Origin of the sequence: Peribacillus sp. FSL K6-1552, assembly GCF_038005205.1 — a bacterium.
GTDB classification, from domain to species: domain Bacteria; phylum Bacillota; class Bacilli; order Bacillales; family DSM-1321; genus Peribacillus; species Peribacillus butanolivorans.
The window spans coordinates 2,788,486-2,811,848 of record NZ_JBBOST010000001.1 but is presented as its reverse complement, the minus strand read 5'-3'; the positions used below and the strand labels follow the sequence as shown (position 1 = coordinate 2,811,848).

Sequence of the window (23,363 nt, the reverse complement as noted above, 5' to 3'; positions counted from 1 at the left end):
ACTACACTCCTTTTTGCATCATCTTTTAGACGACCTCTCTCCTATTTACTTTTAAAATCCAACATATTGTTTATTACTGATTAACTTCAACTCCATTTAAAATAGCTTAATCATTGTTGATCAAGCTTCAATATATACTTGCCTCTTTTATTTCAACCATAACACTGCATATTAGTCTTAAACTACTTTGACTTTATCCACCTTTAATTTAGAGTTAAACAAAAAAACACTCGATTGAGTGTTTTTTAAAATTATTATTTTTCTTGCTGATTAAGGTTGGAATGTTTTCGAGAATAAACAAAGTAAATCACGATACCGATAGCCATCCAAATTAAGAAGCGTATCCATGTATGGCTACCCAGTTGTAACATAAGGAATACACAAAAAACAATCGCTAAACCTGGCACAAGCGGTACAGCCGGACAATAGAAAGCGCGTTTCATATCTGGTCTTGTTTTACGTAAAACGATTACCGCTACGGAAATCATCGTAAACGCAGTTAACGTTCCGATATTAACCAATTCGGCCAATTCACCAAGCGGTATAAAGGCTCCTAGTAAGGCGGCAATTATACCAAACATCCATGATGCTGCATAAGGCGTATTATATTTCTTATGAAGTTTTGATAAAGATTTAGGCATCAATCCATCACGTGACATCGCAAACATGATGCGAGTTTGTCCATATAACATAACCAAGATGACCGTTGTCATTCCAATAAAGGCTCCAAGGTCTATAATTCCTGCAATCCAATTCTGGCCTGCGCTTTGTAGTACTAAAGAAATCGGGTGATCCAGTGCCGTTGCGAACTGTGCATACGGTACCACACCTGTCATAATTAAACTAACAATCATATAAAGGACAACACAAATAATCAATGAACCGATAATTCCTCGTGGTAAATTCTTTCCTGGATCTCTTGTTTCCTCAGCAGCAGATGCTACTGCATCAAAGCCGATAAATGCAAAGAACATTAAAGCGGCTGTAGAAAATACTCCACTGATTCCGAATGGCATGAATGGCTGCCAGTTTTCAGGTTTCACATAGTAAATAGAAGAGACGATAAACAACAAAACAACGATCACTTTAATAACAACCATAATGTTGTTTATCCTTGTAGTTTGTTTCGTACCTCTAGAAATCAATAAAGTAATAGCCATAACAATTAAAAAGGCTGGCAAATTCATATAAGTTGTAACACCCTCAATTGAACCAGGCGCTGCGGTTAGTTTCTCCGGGAAGTTAATCCCGAATCCACCTAAAAACGATTGGAAATAACCAGACCAGCCGGCCGATACGGCACTAACTGCCAATAAGTATTCAAGGATTAAATCCCACCCTATAATCCAGGCAGCAAATTCACCTAGTGTTGCATACGCATAAGTGTAAGTTGAACCAGATACCGGCACGGATGATGCAAATTCAGCATATGAAAGTGCTGCGAATAAACAAGCAAGGCCGGCAATGACGAACGATAACGAAAGCGCCGGACCAGCATTAACTGCTCCAGTTCCCGTTAATACAAAAATACCAGTGCCAATTATTGCTCCAATTCCAAGCATCGTTAAATCCCAAGCACCTAGTTCCCTTTTCAATCCCTTACTGTTGGAACCAGCGTTTTTCAATAAGTCCTCAATAGACTTCTTTCTAAAAATACTCATGTTTTCTCCTCCACAAAATCAAAAAACTATTCAGAAAATAACAAATAAATGAATTCACTTACTTTTTATTGTAGATAATTTTCGACAAAATTCAACAATTACTGAATTATCTGATTTTCAAATTATACGTATTAAACCCTTATACGTCAATGGTTTTATTATAGTAGAATTTCTATTTTGAAAATCCGCTGAATATCTCTAGTGATTTTTCGACAAAATTCTCTATCAATTGTTTAGGCGCATTTACATATAGAACGTTAAAATAAATATCCAAATTTTATAATCTTACATGAATGGATTTGACAAATCCTGAGCTGGGATACCTACTTACCCTTTTAGATCTTCATTTGATTCTATTTTCCGATATATCCAAATTTTAGATAGAGACTCCAATTTATGTTCCCTACTCTTATTATTATGGAATAATACACCATAATTATTCTATCCATTCAAGAGCTAAACGTTTGACGGAATCGATGTACATCTCTATACTTATTAAGTCTAAAAAGTACGGGAAATATGCTTAATTGGAGATGGTGACTTTCATGGATTTTACGATTACCTATCTGTCTTTTTATTTAATACAGGTTGAAGGAAAAGGCGATCAGGCTGATAAACGATTTAAACATTTTCAAACACTCGATACCCAGGAATACGAAGAAAGTCCTTTAAAGGATTTTTTGGATGGGGAATTGATGAAAATCTCCAAACGAAAAGTAGACCGTCATCCAAAAACTGAACAAATACCCACAAAAATCGGTTCTTTTATTGTTGAAGAAGGCCATGCACTTGATTCCAATCCTAATTACAATGTATTTAACCGTGTCCGCTTTGCCGGTACAAAAGAAGTCTTCCAGCAGGAAAATGAACAATTCGCCCAGTCTTATATAGATACAAGTGCAGTCCGTGGCGGGGTCTTCCTTGTCGCATCTGCTAAATTAACGAAATATCTGGATGAACCGTTCGTCTTCTTATTAAAATGTGATTTCGAGCCGAAGGTTGCTTCCATTTCAGATGAACGAACACTAATTCGACACGTTGAAATGGCAATCACCACTAAAAATATGAAATCCATCCAATACCCCTACATGCCCGAAGAAGGAATGGTAGAGGAAGCCGAACTGAAAATTCACCAGGCTTCACATGCCCGCTACTTCGAGGACTTCTTGAAATTCGTCGAATATGGCGAATCGATGCCTGAAATCATGAAAAACCAGGTCATCCATATGGTCCATGAACATGTATCCGCTCAATTCGAAGAAAACAGTGACGAACTGCAGAAATTCGAACAGGACCTGGAAATCTGGGAAACAAGCGATAAACGAGAAATCCAAGAACGTCTTGAAACCCACCAAGTCGTCGAAGCCACAGCCCAGATTGTTGAGCATACACCTGAAGCCGAACTGCGCATGAAGCTTGGGAGTACATCTATCAAAGGACTTCTAGCTGATTTCGGGAATAGCATTCATTTAGGTAAGATTAATGGGAAGTATGTATTGATGATAGAATCCGATACGATAGAGTTCGATAAAGGCGTGTCGCCAATTGAATTTCATAGGCCGGATGATTTGATGGAGATTGTGGAGCGGATTAGTAGGAAGGTTTGAGCGAGTTGAGTAGGCGGGGTTTTTGTAGTTTTTTGAACGCTAAAAGTGTTGATATAACTATGATTCCACGCATTTTTGTGACCACATTTGTGACCACGAAATTAGTATAAAAAGAGTGTTTGTGACCACGTTTGTGACCACAAAAAATAAAAAATCAAGGTCTTATGGCTTGTATTTAAAGGTTTCCATTTAATGAAATTATACTTCTAGCCACTCCGCTTGAAAAAAGCAGAGTGGTTTTTCTTATTAAGATTTATCTGTACAATACAAAAGACATCCTAATTCTAATTAAAAGTATTTCCTCTTAAAATATTTAAGAGGTTAAGATTTTTTAGAGTTATGCATACACGACAATTTAGTAACACTATTATTATATCAACCTTTCAGGAATTATTACTTTCATTTTCGGGTTTATTTTGAAAGTATAAAATTTTGAAATTTATTAATCGGTGTGGAAAAATCATGGTGTGTAAGCTGGTACTAAACAATCATAAACGTTAAGTATCTGTCACTGCAATTCATCCTAATTTATGGTGTATTTAACAAAGAAAAGTTCTTTGTGTTTTTAGCTTAGCTTGCGTCGGAGGTTCGATTCCTCTAATGATTTCCTTTTTATTCAGCTTTATAGAAGTTAAACTAACGGAGGTGAGTTCCATGGAACAAAACATTTCTTCATGAGACAAGCACAAGCAACAGTAGTAGCAGGTATTATGGTCAAGTTAGCAACAGAAATGGTAATTGGGTTGGTACCCTCGCTAAGCTAAGAGTATAATGAAAAACTTTAAATCCTTACAACAGCGAAGTAATCTCATTTGCCTGTGAAGGGTTTGTTGTGTAACTTATATGTTATGTTATACAACTTCACTGTCTGCTCCGCTACCTTTTGACGCAAATCAACTCTATATCGTTGGAAATAGTCATAAATGCTCTTATAGTGTGCCTAGCTACTCCTTTCGCCTATTTCAGCAAATATAATCGTTCAAACATTTCCTGCATTGTTAAGGTATCCTGGGTCTGTTTGGCTGCCATGACGGCATCCCTATTAAACTTCCTGTTCACTCTTTTTTGAATAACAAAAGCCCCCTTAATAAATATTAAGCGAGCTACGAACCAAACGGTTTTCTTGATAAGTCCTACACAAAATTAATTGTCGGTCCAAAACGGTCTTTCGTCAAACTGGATGAAAACTGTTACAGATATCCCTATGTATTGTCATCTGATTAATGCAAAGGTCAATTAAAGAGCGTAAACCTTTGCAGCTGTAAGTGAATTTGGGTGGTTCGTGTGGGGGACCGAACCCACCAGAGAGGACAACCCGCCTCTCGAGCAGTTTTGAAGGCCGTGGAGGACACCAGCACCCTAATCAGCCTCTACCAAATGTTGATATATCAATGTTTATCCGCACCACTCCGACGGTTTTTCCGTTCCATTCCACGGTCTTTACGTCGTCTCACACGGTTAATTTTAACATATGAAATTGTATTTGAACTTTTTTGTAAGTCACCATAAAAAAATTTAGATGTGATTAAAATCGAGATATTATCGCCCTCTAACCTAACCAAAAATTATCTCAGATACTTTATATGCTTATCAGCTATTTCTCTTAGTCTTTTATACTTATTGATAATATTTATAAACTTAGTTTTATTAACCTCTATACTTCTTTTATAAATGATACTCTCTACTTTATCTTTATATGATTTTTCAATGATATTTAATTCTATTACTTCCTTATCATCACTATATTTCTTATGATTGGCTAAATAAAGTTCTATAGTGGCATACTCTTTAACTTTTTTCTCAATCCTATTATAACGATTAACAGTAAAATATTTACTTTGGTTAATACTGTTTATCATGTCTTTACTGTATTTGTCGTTATCTATAGTTTGAAAGTATATGTTCACACTCTTTTGCATATTTAAAAACGAATAAGGTAAGTTAAACTTATTAAGATAAACATAATAGTAACCCTCTGATTTCATAAAATTATCAAGCATTTCGTCAAACTTTGCATCCGAGAATTTGATTTTTGTTATAATCCGAATATAATTATATAGTATCTCTGGATAAGTTTTAATTAAGGCGATTATTTCATTACGCCTCTCCTTGTTTTCTCTTTTCTCACTTTGGCTAAAAGAATGAAAATTTGATAAAGGACAGCTGTCATATCTTTCTTGTTCATATCTAACTAAATTTTTTACATCTTTCTTATAATGTCTCGCATGCAAAGGCATTTTATTACCGTTCTCATCTAAAGATTTATCTACATATAGACTTATTATTCTAATTGGATTATTACAAGCAGGACAGACAGCAAAATAACTCATTGTACTTCCATTCTTATTATAATAAGGTTCTCGTTTATTTGTCTTATACTCATAATTAGACCTTGTGAGTTCAAAAATCTCCTCACTATTTGTATTTATTTTAAATACATTGATGGCTCATCTCTCCTTTTTATAGTTAGGACATCAAAAAATAGTCTGGTTTATGTTCACATGCCCAAATCAAATTATTTCTGAACGATTTACTTATATTAAGTAATGTATTCTATTATATTCTTTACTTTGTCGTTTACCAATCAATTACCATTTTACCATAATTTAAACAATAGAGTTATCTTAAAATGATATCAGTGCTCTTATACTTTCACTTAACTTCAACCACACATTTCGTAATAGACATTTTTCTTAGGAAACCCTTTGAAGTTGTGAATATAGGTTTCCTAATTAAAAATCCTACCTCCAAAAAGGAGATAGGATTTTTAATTCTTTCTTATAATGATAAACAGAAACAATGAAATTGAGATAACGTATTCTAGTTTTAATATCAACAAATTTCCTTTTGTTTATCAACTGCAACTACTTCAGTTGTTAGGAACATTGCTGCAACAGATGCAGAAAACATTGATATAATCATGTATTAATTATTAGCACTAACCACTTCTCATGATATAGTTACATTTACAATTATAAAGTAATGATAGAATCCAGTAAAGTGGTTAACATTCATCAAACTTTTTTAATAACAAAAAATCCCCATGCCTATTGAAGATTCAAGAGGCATAAGGATTATAGGCATGCACTTGGCACAATTCAACAGAAGAAATGAAAATCACGTGCTATCCGTTACACCACATTCGGCTCATAAAGTCATTAGGCGTTATTATAATGCCATGTTTGAGTATTTTACACTGCGTGTTATACCTAAAAACAATGATACTTAAGCATGCTCATAATTGCAATAAATAAAACAAGACCTATCTCGTCAAGAGTTAGGTCTTATTTTATTTATTGGCATCCATCCTCTTTAATACATAAGTCATCATTTATTTTAATGACTATTATGACAAATAGTTTAAGAATCAAGTAGTAATCTAACTCGTATTGTTTCTCATCATTAGTATTTGTTCCATGTAAATATTTATTTCGAATATCATGACCATTGGTGAATTTTGATTTATTGAGATAATAATCAAGATAATCTTGTTCATTCCTTGAAAACAGGCTGTTTTCAAAATCAACAAGATCGCGAGTACTTAACTCCTCTATCAATAGTTGTATATCCTCAGAATAATGCCAATAACTCATTACTTCTTTATAATACAGTTCCTTAAGAACATATATGACTCTTTGGTCAACAAACTCTAAGTGGCCCATGTTACTTTCACAGATTAAGTTATTATCAAATAACCATTGCATTCTTTTCAATTGATACTCTTGAAAATCACTTCTTGTTAATTTTTTAGAAATCATCAAGTTGAAAAAATTCTTATATTTCTCTTCTTTATTTGGTAAATAGAATATGCTACTCTGGTCAGAAAATAATAAGAATGAAGCTGTTCTATACCAGTCACTAGAAGAGTAAACATACTTCTTTTTATTAAACGACTTAATATCTTTATTTTTCAAACTTGAAGATGACATTTGAATTAATTCCTGGTCTATCATCCCATCTTCAATCAGAGTATTATACTGTTTAAAAATTCTATCTATCTCAGGAAGAATAGTTCTACACTTTTCAAAATATGATGCTTCACTCGAAGGCATTTTAACGATGAAATCATTAATTTGAAATTCTTCTTTGACATATACATCAAAAAACCATTCAATCATTTCTTCCAATCTTACACCAAGAACATCTAACACGTTAACATAACTATCTATCTCAGCATTAGACAACATTTCATTTAAATAAAAAGAGGTAGATTGGTAATACAAGTGTGTTGCTTGTTGTCTAAATACTAACTCTAGAGTACTGCTTTCACTTTTTTTAGAATCGAATTCTAATCTCATCTTTTCATCAACAAATCCAAATAGATAAATAAAATTATTCCAAAGTGTAGGATAATCAAAATTTTCTTCAATCCATTTTCGACTTACCTTAATGTCTGCTGTTCTACCATCCATAGTAACTAATACAGCTTCATCTTGGTCCTCCGGATAAGAAATCATTACTCCCGATTCAATACCTGTTCCGTTATTAAAGATTTTTTCTTCCTCTTCTTTAGCTTTCCTCTTGGCATGCAATTTGATTTTATCAGGTATACTTAACGCCTTATTTGTTGGGAAGTTAATGATTTTTCTCAATACATTTATATTAACTAGTGGTGAATCAATATATTCATCAATCAAACTTAATGTATCTGTTTCAGTCAAAGATGGTGGCAAATATAAATCATTTTCTTTTAGATACTTTGACAGAATGGTCTTTGCATTCCTAGAATCAGATAATAACACATCTTTAACTGCTTCATTAAAATACTCAGTCAATCTCTTGAACTTGAGTACTGTATAAATATGTACGTTTTCCTTTTCTAAAAATCGTCTAAAATTATTAATTTCAATTCTTTGATATAACTTGTAATCTTCAAGAACTTCATAGAAATCATCTGTGGTATCAAAGTCAATCTCATCATACAGATTGATGAAGACATCCTTGTGACAGCCTACGAATATACCGATTCTCTGTTTTATTTTCTTCTCATAAGTTTTTATATCAATACTTGTCTCTTGAACGATATGGTCACTAAACCTTTCAATGTTTATGTATTTTAAAACATTATGAAAGTCTAATAAATCAGTGATATCCCATTCAGAATCAATAGCCTCATTATTAACTTTTTCAACTATTTTTTCTAGTTCCCAACCACAAGCCCAATCATACTCAGAATAGAATTTAATCCCTGACATATGTTCTCCTTTCGTTACCTTTTAGATTCTTTAACTATAGTGTATTCATTTTAATGATTAATAAATTAGGCTAAATCATGTTAGGAGGAATTTCCATATAACATTCTTCAAAAGACACTCACCTTGATTAGTGAGTGTCTATACAATCACCTTTTTACTTTTCCGCTTTCTTATCTTGTTTAATCACTTGTAAATTTTCATGGTGTGTGGACTAACCAACTATAGGTTTAGCCTATTTCTGAACCTAGTGAAAATGTGGAAAATACCGCCCCCCTAACTACAAACAAAGTAAGATACCCCTTTAGGAATCCCTTATATTTGCCTTTCTTCTAGTTCATTTTTTCTGTTAATTAGTGTTCGCTTCTTTATTACCGTCATTGCTTCAACTTCTTTGTATGTATGATTCTTAAACAATTCTAAAGCGTGAAGTACTTGCTGCTTGGAGTGTTTTCTTAGAGTGTTTTCTAGGTCTATCTTCTCTGAATTCATCACGTTGCCTAGCCAATGCTTTCCCTTGTTTCTGTTCTGTATCACAACCTCCCATTCATGTTCCTTCTTACATCGCCACCATACTTTCTTTCTCGAATTTGGTTTAATCAAATGGGGTTAACTCTCCGTTCTTTGTTGGGTGCCACTACTCTGCTAAGTTAGGGTTCACCGTGCTTAAGTTATTCTCATTTGTAACCTTGTTTACTGAACAATAGGGACAGCCTCTTCCCAACAAATGATGCCTCGCTTTCTAATCTTGAATTTTTCTCCACATATAGTACATTTCAACTCAACTCTAGTATCAAAATATTCAGTCCTGCAATCATTACTACAACAAAGTGTCCTTTTGTCAGCCTTAAAGGGTTGATTACAATTTGCACAGTTTTTTTCGATTAATCGCTTTTTCCATCTTTGTTTTCTGTAATCTTCACTACAATAAACGAAGGGTCTACTTTTACCTTCCACTGTAAATTGCACTTTACACACTATACATTCCTTTTTAATAGATGGTTTAGCTACACTTCTTGCCTTCGCCTTAACGCCAGCAATTTAAGTATGAGCTTGAAATTTGGGAGATAAGTCCAAAACAGTAGATACAGGAACGTTTGACAACAAAAAAGGTTGTTGAAGCAACTCCCATAATTGTGAAGCACACCCCTGAATATTTACTTTACAGTAAAAGCCATTTTTCATTTATTAATAAAGTCCTGGAACAAGTTTTCAAACTGGATACGATTAGTTTTAATGTTCTCTACTATATTATTTATATCTATTTCGGTGCTATATTCTACGTTTAATAACATTAACAGCAGAAAATAAGCGTAAAGAAATAGGAAATAAGCATGAGCGTAAGTTTTCATACTAGAAACACTGCTTCTAAACGGAGAAAAAGTTTCTCCATGAAACCTTACATTCCTATATGTGTAAGTTACTCCCTTTACTAGTAATCGGACTATGTCTTTTTCATTTAATCTAAACTTTTTATCCTTTTCATCTTCTTCCAGCTTAATCTTTATTTCTTCTCCTAATATTAATTTGCGAAACAATCTCGCACAATTTCTTTGTTGCTCTCCATCAAAATCTTTATATTTGGTTTTAATTCTTTGGTATAACCCTTTTCCTATTGCTTCTTCCACTCTTTCAATTACTTTGTTTTGCTGATTTTTACTTATACCTTTATTCCTGTCTGCAAATGCTCTTTTGGCTAGGTACTCACATGTTTGAACTGGAATCAAATTAATAAAAGATATAAATTCATCCTTTAAAGAATCATTTCTATTTAAAAGAGGCATCCATACTTCTTCAATTGTTCTATCCATTAAAGCATTAGCTTTTGTAAGTTTCCAACTTTTACTGTGAGAGATAGTTTGTAAATAGTTATCTATTACTTTCCAAATATTATCAAAAGCTAAGTCAGGTCTTAAAGGTAAATTATCTAGAGCATCTAATAAATAGGATAGATTTTTTTGAAAGAATTTATCTTCTATCTTTAAGAATTTAAAGCTTGTAAATGTAAACCCTTTTTCTTATATTAATATTTTTAGTTCTGTCTCGCATGGGTAATCAACTATACTAGTAGGCCATGAATTATTATGATTAATACGCAATTCTTTGTAATCAATTTTCGACATTAAATTGTAACCTCCATATTAAAGTTAAAATCTATTATTCCTGTTTATATATAGGAAAATGATACCATATAATTAGGTAACTTAACTAGAAATATGTGAAAAAAATAACAACGAAAATATGTTACTCTAGGAAATTTAATAATTATTTAGGTAGGAAGTACTTTGACACATAAATACTTTAAAAATATGAATCAAGAACAATTTAATAAAATAGGTTTTTTATTTCATGAAAAAATTTCCATGATATGTGTGTGAGCCAATTATACCCCTATCCCCGAAAAGGGGTGCTTTAAAATGTGGAAATATCCCCCATATCATCAACTGTATAGTTTCAAAGGCACCTAATAATCGTAATTTGTTGTCCACACGATTAGCAATTCATTTTATTAAAATAAAGCACAAAAAAGTAATTATTAACATTAACAGTATGTTTTAAATATAGGTCAATTGTGCTTTATGGTACAATTTAAGTAATAAATATAAAAAGAAAGGAATATAAGAGAGTGAGAATCTTAAAAGTAAAAATCGGTAAATCTTTTAAAAGTATATCTGGAGTAAGATTACAATTTCATAATCGTTTTAGTATTTTAGCAGGTCGTAATAATGTGGGCAAAACTGCTTTATTAGAGGCGATAGGTAACGTTTGTAAGTGTACAATTCTAGATAAAATACCAGATTTCCCTAATATTAGCAACAAAGAGTATCTATTAACATTGGATATAGAATTAGATGAGAGTGATAAAGTCTTATTATTTGGTAAATCTATAGAACCCGATAATTGTCCTAAATATTTAAATTTAGGGTTAGATATCGATGAAAACATTATTTATTTCGACAGTTATTTTTGTGCTTTTAGTAGCGAAGATTTTCTTAATGAAAAATATGAATTGCTTGTCCCTTTTCTTAAACAACTTTACAAAAGAAAAGATAGAACAAATGAGGATGAGTATGAGGATGAGTTTGATGAATTAATGTCGGAAATTCAAAAGTTATTTTTAACTTGGTTTCGGGAATCAATAATTTATATTAGTGTACATAGACAAATTTCATCTCCATCTTCAATAATACCCAATTTAAATTTAGATTATAATGCTTCTAATCTTTATACAGTTTTGTATACATTAAGGAATAATGAAGGGGAGATATTTGATAAAATTCAGCAACAGTTTCTATTAATGTTCCCTGACGTTAGACGTATAAATACAGTTGTAGATTATTACCAAGAAACGCAAGAGAATTTCACTAGGGTGACCTTAGATTTCGAAAATCAAAATAACATTCCTTTAGATGAGTGCGGAAGTGGCTATACACAGGTACTTATAATGCTTTGTTTAATTTATTCAAAAAAAGAGAGGGTCATATTATTCGATGAGCCTCATACTTTTTTACATCCACATGCTGAAAAGTCAATTTATGATTTAGCGGTAGGATGTGATAGGCACCAATATATATTCTCAACCCATTCACCGTTACTTATTAATTATCCTGTCGAGAAAAGAATCTTTTTTGTAAAAAAGATTAATAATGTTTCAAATTACATAGAAATGGATTCCATACAAGAAATTTTGGAGGATTTAGGGATTAGCAACAGTGATTTTTCATTTGCTGACCGTGTCATTTTTGTTGAAGGACCTACTGAAGAGAAGATTTTACCCCTTATTTTCAAAAAAAATGGATTTAGACAAGTTGGGTTTAACTATAAAATAATTAGCTTAAATGGAACTGACCGAGATTTTATGAAACGAAGTGCAATGGTTAATAATTCAGAGAAATTAGAGTCAATATTCAATGCTATCTCTCATTCTCCTATTCCTTACAGAATTTTGTTAGATAGAGATGAAAAAACTCAAGACAAGATAATTGAATTAGAGACAAACTACCAGGGAAAAATAGTTGTATTACCAAGAAGGGAGATAGAAAACTATTTTTTAATAGAGGAAGCTATTTGTGCTCTAATTAAAAATCATACCCCAGAAGAAGAAGTCAAGTTAGATAATATAAAAGAATACATAAAAAACTGTTTGGCTGATAAACAAAATAAAAACTTTTATCCAAGAGGCTGTAATACCCCGCTCGATGATATAAAAGCTAGCAAGGTTCTTGAAGAAATTTTAAGTAAATACTCAATAAAGTATAATAAGATTATAGATGGGTTATTCATAGTAGAATGGTTATATCAAAATGGCTACCATGTTCTTGACGAAATATACAACTTTTTTGCTGATTTTCTACAGGGAAAGAATTAATTGTGAATAAAAAGTGATTGAAATATCAACGATAACAAATTTTTCATCACAGAAATGAGCTTCTTGTAGCTTTTTCTGTGATTTATTCGTTAACTTTTGACTAATTTTAGGTAAATCAACTGTTTCTAAATTTAATAATTAAACCTGTCAATAATCAACATAGTTCTTTTTCGTTTCGGATTTTCTGTGATGTGTGGATGTGGGTACATAGGGTCTATCTCAGTTATGCCCCCTAGTGAAAATTTGGAAATATACCCCCTATCAAAAAAAGACCCTAGAGAGTCCCTTGTAATTGCTTTGCTTCTAACTCATTTTTCCTTCTTATTAGAGTTCTCTTCGTTATCCCTGTCATCGCTTCTACTTCTTTATATGTATGAGTTTCCAGCAGCATTAAAGCGTGTTGTACTTGTTGCTTCGAATGCTTTCTCGGTCTTCCTTCTCTGAAACCATCACGCTGTCTTGCTAGAGCCTTGCCTTCTTGTGTACGCTCAACAATTAGATTTCTTTCCATTTCAGCGACTGCCAGTAAAGTTTGTAGAAAGAACCGTCCCATTGTTGTATTCTCCAACAAACCGACATTCAATACATGAACCTTAACACCCTTCATGAACAAATCCTCGATAATCTCAATACCTTCCTTTGAGGTACGTGCAAGACGGTCTAGCTTTGTCACTACCAAAGTGTCTCCCACTTGCAACTCCATGAGCAACTTATTAAACTGTGGTCTATCAGTTCTAGTACCAGTGAACTTCTCTTCAAAGATGACCTCACAGCCTTCCTTTTTTAGTTCCTCATTTTGTACATTAAGGTCTTGAGCATTTGTTGAGACTCTCGCATAACCATATTCCATCTGTTTTTCCACCTTATTTATGTCACTATCTTTTGGCACCACTTAATACCTTGATAATACTAGACCTATATAACAGTGTCAATACTATTAAGTTTTGTCACTCCAGTAATATAGACTGTGTATAATAGGTGCATTTTTCTCTCGTTAAAAAAAGTACGACTATAAAAGGAAAATATTATAAAATAGAATCATGATAATAATAACAGGAGTGAGAAATTGGAAATGCAAGAAGAAAGCAGAGGAATAAAAGGGTATGAAGATTTATACAAGATTACAAGTACGGGTAGAATTATTACTCTAAGGCAGCAAAGACCATTGACTAGATGTGGTGACGAATATGGATTCCATATCCTTAAGTTAAACAAAAATGGCATATCTACAAATCATAATGTTTTTGATATATGGAAACAAGCATATCCAGGTTGAAACACAGTGAATTTAAAGGAGTGCTAAAAGTTAAGTATGGAACTGGCTGCAAACTGATTAAAAGAAGTGGAATTCATTTTTAATTTTCAGGAGTTGATTATGTTGGAACATCAATTTGTTAGAGAAGACGTTTACAAGTCTGATAAAGAAAATTCGATGACATTTGCTTTCGTAGTCAACGTTTATCAAGATAAAGTTGATAAAGAAAAAATATGGAGTTGTATCGAAAGAAATCAGAAACCTACAAGTAAACAACCATAATAATTCGGTTAATTATCACCCTAAAATGTTTCAGCGATTAAGTGAAGTATTAATTAATAAAAGTCGATGGACTGATTAAAACCTTATCAAAAGACTCTACAATAAACAAAATGGAAGTAAAAATGTTACAGTAATATTCAAGCATTTAATTAAATCAATATTTTAATCATTTGAGTAAAAAACAAAAGACAGTGAGCTTTTTCCTTGCTCACTGTCTTTGCCAATTTAATCTTATTACAATGAAATACCTGCTACAGCGTTTTTCAAAAGCAGTGATGGACAGAAGTACCCAATCAGCCCCGATTAAATATTGATATATTAATTTATCCGCATCATTCCGATGGTCTAGTCTCGGTTCACACGGTCTATTATTCATAGTGGTGGGTAAGACTTCAAGCAAATTATAATAGAAGCCTGTTTAATCTTTTCTATACCTAAACACAGATGTTCCTACTGTAAAGGCAAGGTGATGATATTTCGGCATACTTTTATATCTAGCAACTAAGACATTTGTTATCTTATCCATTTCTAATTCTGCTAAATATTTTTCATAAGTCTTATTTCCCTTAACAGGAAATTTCATTTCATTCACAGAATATTTCTCTTTTACAAATTTCAAGAAAACTTCTCTCACTTTTTTTTCTTTAACAATATTACTAAATAAATAATCCTGATAGTTAAATTTATTACCCTTGAACACAACTTGGCCTTTGAAGCCCATTTCATTAAAATAGCTAGTTATTTCCTCTTCATACTTATCTGAGTACAAACAGTTTAATAATGTTATAGACACGTTGGAATCTAACATAAAATTTCTAAAGAATGCTGGATTAACATCGTGGTACATTTTGTCTTTTTTCTTATTTTCCTTTAAATAATAATCAAACGCCTTCTTTAATTGATTACCACTTAAACCAATATCAGAGAGGATTATAATTTCGTTAATATCCTTATTGTCGTTAATCTTCCTAAAGTCTTGTATAATTCTTCGCTCATTCAGACTTTTTCTATCAAACAAATCCTTGTACTTTTGGAATAAAATTTGGTACAGTCCATTATCATCAGTTCTTCTTTTAATTGGGAATATACATTTATTATCGCCTTCTTCGATTTTTCCAGTAAGTTCACCGATAAAACTATCCATTTTTTCATTGTCTATAACTAAGTAAGAGGCAATAATGCGGAGTATTGCTGAAAAATATTTAGAATCAACTCCATATAAATAGGCGTTTATTCTTCGTTTCGCTTCATATTCCGATACATCACTTTGAATTTTTATGTTTTTAATAGCTTTGCCAAAGTATTCGTTATTTACTATATCGAATTCAATATTTAAAGAGGACTTATCATACTCCCCTTTTTTATTCCCAATTATTTCAATTGACTTTGCTAAGGCTTTCGGGACTAACACAACATGACTATTATTAAAGTAGGTAAAGTCACTATTTACTAGTTGAAATATCTCTTTTGTAGTTAAACTCTTCATTTCATCGTTTGTTAATAGTTCATAAAAAGTGATATCACCAATGTCATAACTCGCATTATCTATTTTTACTCGTGAATTATCTATGGCGTTATTTTCTATATTCACCAACTTAAAGTCATTTAGATTTGAACATGATGTTTTTTCTTCAATATATTTCTTTTCTTCATCTAAACTTTGAGTAAGAAAGTTAATATCGTCATGTTCTAAATTAGTTTTAATAGACTTTATTACCCCATCAAGAAGGCTTCCCAAATTAATTGGATTAAGGTCGATATATCCATAAAGAACATGTTTCTCATAGTCATTTTCGTATAGACTATTATAATAATTCAACACCACTAGTTCCTTTTTATGGTACTTAACCTCTTGTCTGTCTAATAATGACTTTAGCGAAGTAATTTTTGCTAACTCTAGAGCATAAATACTTTCACCTTCCGACTTAAAGTAGGTATTGATTTTGTCATTTAGTATTTCAATAAAATCTATAATATTTTCTATGCCTTTTAGATGTGAAGGTATAAAGTCTTTCATAAAATTTTTATGGTCATATTCATAATTAATTATAAATTCTTTTCCTTTTATACTAGCATTCTGAAAACACTCAAATAATTTTGTTAAAAAAGGTTTTCTTTCATTACTAATTGCCTTTTCTTCATGTAAAACTAACTTTTTATCATGTCTACTATACAGAAAATAAAAGTTATTAGTTCTCTCTCGAAAAGTACCCGTTTCGAAAACGTTTATATACTTCCCATTTTTCTCGGCTGAATTTTTCAGTTCTACTATTAAATTAATCGCATCAAACATATCCATATTTTCAAATTTCTCGTATAGATTCTGAAGCTTAGTATTAAGTTCAACTTTAACGTATTTATATTCTTTATCCTTGTACCAATCTTCAGTTATAATATTATCTTCAGTAAAATCACTTAATATAGATTTATTTCCACGAATTAGAAGCTGATTTTTCTTTTTAAGTAAAACTCTATCATTATGGTGAATATTTTGGATAGCTATACTATCGCTTGGAAAATAGCTTGTATCCTCATCTAGACACCACTTTAAAAATTCTAAGTTCTTTCCATCTGCTATTTCCTGTATTTTTTCTTTTATTTCATCCCGAAGTACATGATTCTCTTCTGAGTTAAATAAATATAAAAATAAGTACATTGCATATTCTTCTTCTAGTTTCATAACACCTAATTCTGGGACAATCCCGTTTGCACTGAAAACACTTGTTAAAAAGTGAACTACAGAATTATCTATAATCTTTGACTTATCAATAACTTTATTGTATTTATACCAATCATTGAACTTTATTTTGCCTTGTAGCTTGTTTAAACTTAATCTTGTTTGGAATTCATACCATACATCTTTTATTTGAGTAGAATTTTCTAAATACATTGTTATAAAGCATATTAGGTTATTTATCAACTGTATATTCTTATCTATAAATATATTTTCCTTATTTCTTGAAATGGTGGCATATATAGTATCAGTTACTTCTTGTAACGCAGGTAAATCTTCTGAGTTAGACAATAAGCAATCTAGATAACTCAGTGTTTGGCTCTTGTCATCTACTCTTTGAAGTGCGATAAGTGTCTTCTTAAGTAAATCATAATTCCAATTAATGTGTTTTGTGCAACTCATTAATCGTATAACTAATTCATAATCATGTACTTCTAACAAATTACTGTCAATAATTATCCCAGACTGTAGGATTAATCTAATTAGTTCCATCCGCTCATAATCACATAAATCCGAGCATTTCAAATAAAAATTTATTATTTCTTTAAGTTTATCGCTGCCTATAATCTTGTAACTTCTAGAAAGTTGATTTATAAAGTTTGCACGGGACAATCCCTTTATCTTTGTATAGAATTCTATTTCAACCTCTTGTGCAGAGGTGAAAACTATATTTTGATAAAAGTGCTTAAAAATGCTTCCTCTTCCTAAGTCATTTTTAGTTACCTCTCTAATTATTTCTGCTTTTCTTCCGTCTAAATATTCGTTATTAATGAGGTGAGTTAGATAAAAGGGTAACTGTTTTACATTAACATTATAAATTTCGTCACGAAACATATTATCTAACATTTCTAAAGCTCGGTTAACAACTCTGCTTGGAGTTGTACTTTCGTCAATTCCATCAATAAAGTACTTTTGAATATCTTGCCCTATAATCTTGTACTTTAAATCAGAAACCCTTCCTCTAAGGTTTTTGTGGCCTATACTTAGTTCTAAACCTAGAGTACCAAGTGATTTTTTAATTTCATTATAAATAAAATCAGCTTTTTCTTTGCTTTCAGTAAGAATTACCATATCATCTACATATCGAAAGTAATGCTCAAAATCTGGATTTAGCAACTTTAAAATAGTCTCATCCAAAGTAGTTAAATATATCTCAGCTAAGTATCTTGCATAAGCTGGTCCTTGGGGAACTCCTCTATTCGAGAGTTGACTCGATATGTCTAACAAATATTCACATATGTTTTTATACTCACTTGCTTGTTCCATAGATAGTTCTTTAATTAATAAAAGTGTTAATTCAGATGGCTTTTCATATAAAATTTCTCGGAGCATTATATGATTTATCCGTTCATAAAACTTACTTATGTCTAGTTTTAAAATATAATATTCATCGTAACTATCACTATGTATTTTTCCTTCAATATCCTTTACATATTTAAGCCATAGACTATTCCAATTTATAAATATGTCATTTGTACTTAAATCATAATTTAATCTATAACTGTAGCTACTACTCGAATATTGACCATATAGTATTTTATTTATTTCAAACATTGCAAACGTTGATAGGACCCTGTCTTTAGCTGATAGAGAATATAAAACCCTTTCCCTATCATCATCTTCTTTTCTAAAATATTTAAATGCCTCCATTTTAGAAACTCTGCCTAGTCTAATATCATTAAATTGTTCCTGCAAGTCTTCTATATTAAGATTTGACAATTCATCATAGATAAAATTCAGAGATACTTCATCATTTTGTGTAAGATACTTTTTTTCTGAATTTATTACCCAGTTTAAAAATTTCTTCTCTTCATTCTTTGGTTTAGTCTCTATCCCTATATCCTTTAAAAGCTGAAATACATTTGTTATATTATTTTCTTTACAATAATTGCAATTCAGACTATATATTTTTTCCAAATATTTGATACTAGGAGGATAAAGATTGTTTAATCCCTCTAATTTCCTTGAAGTTAATTCTTTATTATATACATCTGAATCACTAGAAAAGTATTGAATTAATAAATCTCTACCAAAATTTTCATTTTCTTCACTTTTTAATCTTATTAAGGTTCCAGTTATAACTGTACGGTCCAGTTCGGTTAATTTGGCAACTCCTTTAGAAAAAATGTGATAATATATTTCACATTTAGAAAGCATTTCTATCACTTCATTTAGCTTAACTCCACCATTCAAGACCCCTAAAATATCATCGTATTCCTTTACTTCAGAATAGCTTGAAATATCTAATATTTCTAATAATTTAGATACTTCTACCTCTTTTACTTTTATAAGTAGTCTCAATTGAAACAGTAAAAAATCTTCAGACAGCATCGTTAACTTTTGAGCGTGGTCTATATCCTCAATTAAATGTGAGTAGGCATTACTTCTTAAGTGATAAGATAACGGTATTTTTACTCCTAGGCCTATCTTATTACCTTTTGCCTTCCCATTTTTAGGATACATGTCTATTGTAATAGGGCTTTCCTTTTTACCAATTATTTCAAAATCCATCTTTTTAATTAAGCCCTCTAACAATAAAAAGCCAATATGTTTATTAACTTCTTCTTTCAAAAATATCCATATATGAAACCCCCTATTTCCAGAGAACTCAAGTAAATAATCTATATCTAGTTCTTTTAAAATTTTTTTAGCCTTATTAACTTCTTTTTCAAGCATTGTTCTATATTCATTGTCCATAAAGAAGTCGTATTTATCATAATCATTAAGAAAAGACTTTTTAATATCAAAATCCAAACACAACCATTTTAATTTTTCAAAATTTTGTTGGTAGGTCATAATAGCTTGCTGATTTTTAATCATAAAACGAATTTTCGTTGCATCTATCTTATGGTGAATGGTGTGGTATATAACCTTCCCCTCGTTATCCCTGAGTTGCTTCGCATGTATATCTGAGTTATAAAAAAATAATTCTAATAATTTCTTAGATAATAAAGATTCAATCTCTTCTCCTTCCTTTGTAAAATTCAATAATGGTATTTCCATAACCAATCACTCCTTAAATCTGTAACTTTTTCTATCCTAATCTTAAACTAATTTTTATTGTATAACTATTATTTTTATACAAAAAAACCATCTTGTTCCAACAATTCATGAAAAGTTCCAGTACAAGTAGTCAATAACTTACATATATATCACGGACTTTCCTTTCTTTTTTATTTCAATAACCCTTACACAGCTTTTTTTCCTTTCTCAGTTATCTCTCTCTTACTTTCGCCCTTTAAACTTACCTTCTTTCTTTGAAATCTCTTTACCTTCACGTTGACGCTGTAATATCCACGTTCTAACTGCGCTAAGATGCCCAAGATATTAAGTTGTAATTCATTTATTGGTTTCATATTCCTTCACTTTTCGGTTAAAGGTTGCCTTAGCCTTACCCACGGATTCCATGAACTGCACCTTTGTTGTCTTTCTCCACTGCCCTCGCCTTTCATAGTCTCAATTTACCTGGCAACATTTTGTTCCTTGGAAGAAACATGAACATATCCGAATGTTTTCATAATCCAATACTCCTACCATCTTTTAGATACGCTTATTGTCCATCGTTTAGTCCCAAAGTGTCCCTGACACTTTTCGTATGTATCAAAAGGAAAAGGAATAAGTTTAGATACTAATAAAATGCTTGTTTAATCATGTCTCAAATTCCGTCCCGTTTTATGTACTTTCTGAAACGTTTGTTAAAAGAATGCATTGATTGTTCAAATACTTAAAAGGACTAGGTTTTTACCTAATCCTCTTCTTCTGACAGAATATAAATGATTATGTGCTTTCACCAATTGTAATTTATTCTAAACTCGATACTTTTAACATTTCCCTTAATTTGGAATACACTTTGATTTGGATTAAAAAAAGCATAATTTATATTAATTATACCCAATTATTTTACCACCAATAATTAAATCTAGTGGTAGAATTAATATCACAAATAGCCTTGCTTTGGTATCAAACAAGGCTCTAGTTATAAAGATACTCACTACATCGATTCATTATTTTCAAAATTAGGATTTTGATAATATATATGATTCTTAAGTGATTTTGATACTGCTAAAAGTAATTCATTATATTCATTCTTTATTTCTCTATTATATTCAATTAACTCATTCAATTGGTAGCTTTGGATATTTAGAGTGTTGGAACTTCTCTTTTCAGCAAGTTGAATTAAGGATTCTTTTCCAAATGAAAAACGTGAAAAGGTATCAATAGTTTTCATTAAAGTTTCATAGTGATTATCTTCAATAAGAAATACACTCTTCTCTAACATTTCTTTTGTTTCCTTTAGCTGTTTGGCAAATGAGAGTAAATTATCTTTACTTGCACGTTCCCACAGTCTGTCTGCGCTGTTTCTTAAATCACACAGTGAAATCCAAAACTCATTATATAATTTAAATTGTTCATCTGCATAACGTGTATAATTGTTGAGGTTTATTTTATAATTTTCTACCTCTTTTTGAAGTGAACCCAAAAAGTTAGACACTTTATTTAATTAGGCAGCCTTGAGGGCATGAACCCGGTAATCTACCGGGCTCATGCCTTTTAATTTTACCTTGATTCGTTGATGATTGTAGTAATGGATATATTCTTCTAATTCTTGTTTGAAATGCTCCATGCTTTCAAATTCTTGAAGATAAAGTAACTCTGATTTTAATAGGCCAAAGAAGTTTTCTATGACCGCATTATCGAGACAATTTCCTTTACGGGACATGCTTTGTGTAATGTTATGTCTTTTCAAATCATGCGAATATTGTTTCATCTGGTAATGCCAGCCCTGATCTGAATGAAGAATGGGTGAATCTTTCGATTCCAAGCGGTCAAAGGCTTTCTCCAGCATTTTGGAAACGAGGGGATAAACAGGCCGAGATTCGATATTATAGGCGATGATTTCTCCATTAAACAGATCAAGAATGGCCGATAAGTATAGTTTCTCCCCAGCTAGATGGAATTCTGTGACGTCTGTCACCCATTTTTCATTTGAGTTTGTTGCCTTGAAATCACGTGCTAGAATGTTGGGTGCAATCTTGCCGATTTTCCCTTTGTACGAACGGTATTTCTTCATGCGAACTAAAGACTTCAATCCTAGTTCATTCATCAATCGGAGAACTGTTTTATGATTGATGCGAGCACCTCTGTTACGTAATTCTAGGGTGATACGACGATACCCATAACGCCCTTTATGCGTATGGAAAATCTCCTCGATAAGGGATTTCATTTCTGTGTATTTATCCTCACGCCCGAAGGCGTTTACCCAATAATAGTATGTACTCCGTGCCATGTTAGAAATGGATAGAAGCAGATTTAAATCAAATTGTTCCCTTAGTTCATGGACTACTTTCGCTTTGTCTTTCTTTGTAGGGCTTCCTTTTCTTGAACTAAGGCATTCAACTTTTTTAGATAGGCATTCTCTGCACGTAAGTATTCTAATTCGGCAAGAAGTGCTTCTTGAGAGCCTTTAGCTGGTGATGTTTTCTTGGTTTCTTTTTTCATGGATAGACGCCCCTTTTTCTTTGGTTTAAGGGCGTCTATACCTCCTTCCTTCAACTGATTTGACCATTTCAAAAGTGTAGAATCGGAAGGAAGATTATAGTGTACAGCGGTCTCGCTGATCGATGCCCCATAATCGTTCATATATTTAAGTACCTCTAGTTTAAAGGGCAGAGTGTAATTTGTATAGGATGAAGCAATTCCTTCCATCCCATGTTCTAGATAGCGAGCGACCCATCTCTTCAAAGGGGATAAACCTACATTTCTTTCTTGTGCAATGGATTTATAGGATTTTTTCCCCTCCAAGTACTCTAAAACTGCATGTAATTTTTCGTCTATCGTATATTTAGTCAAAAAAACTGCACCTCCAATTGTTAGATGTTGTCTAACAATTGGGGTGCAGTTCAAATTGATGGCTCTTTTTTATTTCTTCTAAACTCTTTGCATACTGGCTCTTTATCTCTTCCAAAATTAGTCTATTATGTTGTAGCTGCTGTTCAGACATACTATTTATTATTAACCTTTGAAATATGTATATTATAGTACCACTACCAAAAACAGTACTCAAAATAGTTATAACAGTTGATAACATTTCTTTTACTCCTCACCATTTTTCATAAATTGGATATTATTAGAAACTATCTTAACCCTCCTTCAAATAACTATATATTTCCTTTCCTGTAAGGATAAAAAGTCCATTCTGACCTTCTATAATAACCTTAAAGACTAGTTTTAAGGTTATATCTTACTGGATTGGATTTGAGTCA

Annotated in this window: 13 protein-coding genes and 2 pseudogenes; 4 read left to right on the top strand and 11 right to left on the bottom strand. The window is 31.8% G+C overall.

What is annotated here, in order from left to right:
* Positions 1–254: 254 nt before the first annotated feature.
* Positions 255–1,661 (bottom strand): amino acid permease, encoded by a 1,407-nt coding sequence (locus NST21_RS13605; RefSeq protein ID WP_340889601.1) that lies wholly within the window; start codon positions 1,659–1,661, stop codon positions 255–257.
* Positions 1,662–2,206: 545 nt separating this feature from the next.
* Here NST21_RS13605 and NST21_RS13600 point away from each other — a divergent pair.
* Entirely contained in the window at positions 2,207–3,268 is a 1,062-nt protein-coding gene (locus NST21_RS13600; protein ID WP_340889600.1) for a DUF3900 domain-containing protein, read from the top strand.
* 1,565 nt (positions 3,269–4,833) lie between these two features.
* Here NST21_RS13600 and NST21_RS13595 read toward each other — a convergent pair.
* From NST21_RS13595 to NST21_RS13575, 6 genes and pseudogenes are all read right to left on the bottom strand, one after another.
* Positions 4,834–5,598 carry a hypothetical protein gene (locus NST21_RS13595; protein WP_340889599.1) on the bottom strand — a complete coding sequence of 255 codons (765 nt, stop codon included), beginning with the start codon at positions 5,596–5,598 and terminating at the stop codon, positions 4,834–4,836.
* 963 nt (positions 5,599–6,561) lie between these two features.
* On the bottom strand, positions 6,562–8,463 hold the full coding sequence (locus tag NST21_RS13590; RefSeq protein WP_340889597.1) for a hypothetical protein: 1,902 nt from the start codon (positions 8,461–8,463) through the stop codon (positions 6,562–6,564).
* A 312-nt stretch (positions 8,464–8,775) separates the two neighbouring features.
* Positions 8,776–8,850: pseudogene (locus tag NST21_RS13585) on the bottom strand (recombinase family protein); the annotation flags it as partial.
* A gap of 19 nt (positions 8,851–8,869) precedes the next feature.
* Positions 8,870–9,007 (bottom strand): hypothetical protein, encoded by a 138-nt coding sequence (locus NST21_RS13580; RefSeq protein WP_340892690.1) that lies wholly within the window; start codon positions 9,005–9,007, stop codon positions 8,870–8,872.
* Between the two features lie 5 nt (positions 9,008–9,012).
* Positions 9,013–9,063, bottom strand: a pseudogene (locus NST21_RS28840) (zinc-ribbon domain-containing protein); the annotation flags it as partial.
* A 578-nt stretch (positions 9,064–9,641) separates the two neighbouring features.
* The gene (locus NST21_RS13575) at positions 9,642–10,271 is read right to left on the bottom strand and encodes a hypothetical protein (protein WP_340889595.1); all 630 of its coding nucleotides are present in this window, start codon (positions 10,269–10,271) and stop codon (positions 9,642–9,644) included.
* Between the two features lie 815 nt (positions 10,272–11,086).
* On the opposite strand from NST21_RS13575, the gene NST21_RS13570 reads away from it, so the two are divergent.
* Positions 11,087–12,829, top strand: coding sequence for an ATP-dependent nuclease (locus tag NST21_RS13570; RefSeq protein ID WP_340889592.1), 1,743 nt, complete (start codon positions 11,087–11,089; stop codon positions 12,827–12,829).
* 274 nt (positions 12,830–13,103) lie between these two features.
* On the opposite strand, the gene NST21_RS13565 is transcribed toward NST21_RS13570, so the two are convergent.
* A complete protein-coding gene (locus NST21_RS13565) occupies positions 13,104–13,679 on the bottom strand; it encodes a recombinase family protein (protein WP_340889590.1) in 576 nt (191 codons plus the stop codon).
* Between the two features lie 222 nt (positions 13,680–13,901).
* Here NST21_RS13565 and NST21_RS13560 point away from each other — a divergent pair, with 222 nt between their 5' ends.
* Both NST21_RS13560 and NST21_RS13555 read left to right on the top strand, forming a co-directional pair.
* Positions 13,902–14,105, top strand: coding sequence for an NUMOD4 domain-containing protein (locus NST21_RS13560; protein WP_340892547.1), 204 nt, complete (start codon positions 13,902–13,904; stop codon positions 14,103–14,105).
* Positions 14,106–14,204: 99 nt separating this feature from the next.
* Positions 14,205–14,366, top strand: a complete 162-nt coding sequence (locus NST21_RS13555) for a hypothetical protein (protein WP_340889589.1) — start codon at positions 14,205–14,207, stop codon at positions 14,364–14,366.
* A gap of 418 nt (positions 14,367–14,784) precedes the next feature.
* Here the strand turns inward: NST21_RS13555 and NST21_RS13550 are convergent, their stop codons facing one another.
* The 3 genes from NST21_RS13550 to NST21_RS13540 all read right to left on the bottom strand — a co-directional run bounded on the left by NST21_RS13550 (position 14,785) and on the right by NST21_RS13540 (position 22,950).
* Positions 14,785–20,103, bottom strand: coding sequence for a TOTE conflict system archaeo-eukaryotic primase domain-containing protein (locus NST21_RS13550; RefSeq protein WP_340889587.1), 5,319 nt, complete (start codon positions 20,101–20,103; stop codon positions 14,785–14,787).
* Positions 20,104–21,091: 988 nt separating this feature from the next.
* Positions 21,092–21,580 carry a hypothetical protein gene (locus NST21_RS13545; protein ID WP_340889586.1) on the bottom strand — a complete coding sequence of 163 codons (489 nt, stop codon included), beginning with the start codon at positions 21,578–21,580 and terminating at the stop codon, positions 21,092–21,094.
* A 21-nt stretch (positions 21,581–21,601) separates the two neighbouring features.
* A protein-coding gene (locus tag NST21_RS13540) for an IS3 family transposase (RefSeq protein WP_340888119.1) occupies positions 21,602–22,950 on the bottom strand; the annotation gives its coding sequence in 2 pieces (ribosomal slippage) (positions 21,602–22,506 and positions 22,506–22,950; 1,350 coding nt in all).
* Between the last annotated feature and the right edge of the window lie 413 nt (positions 22,951–23,363).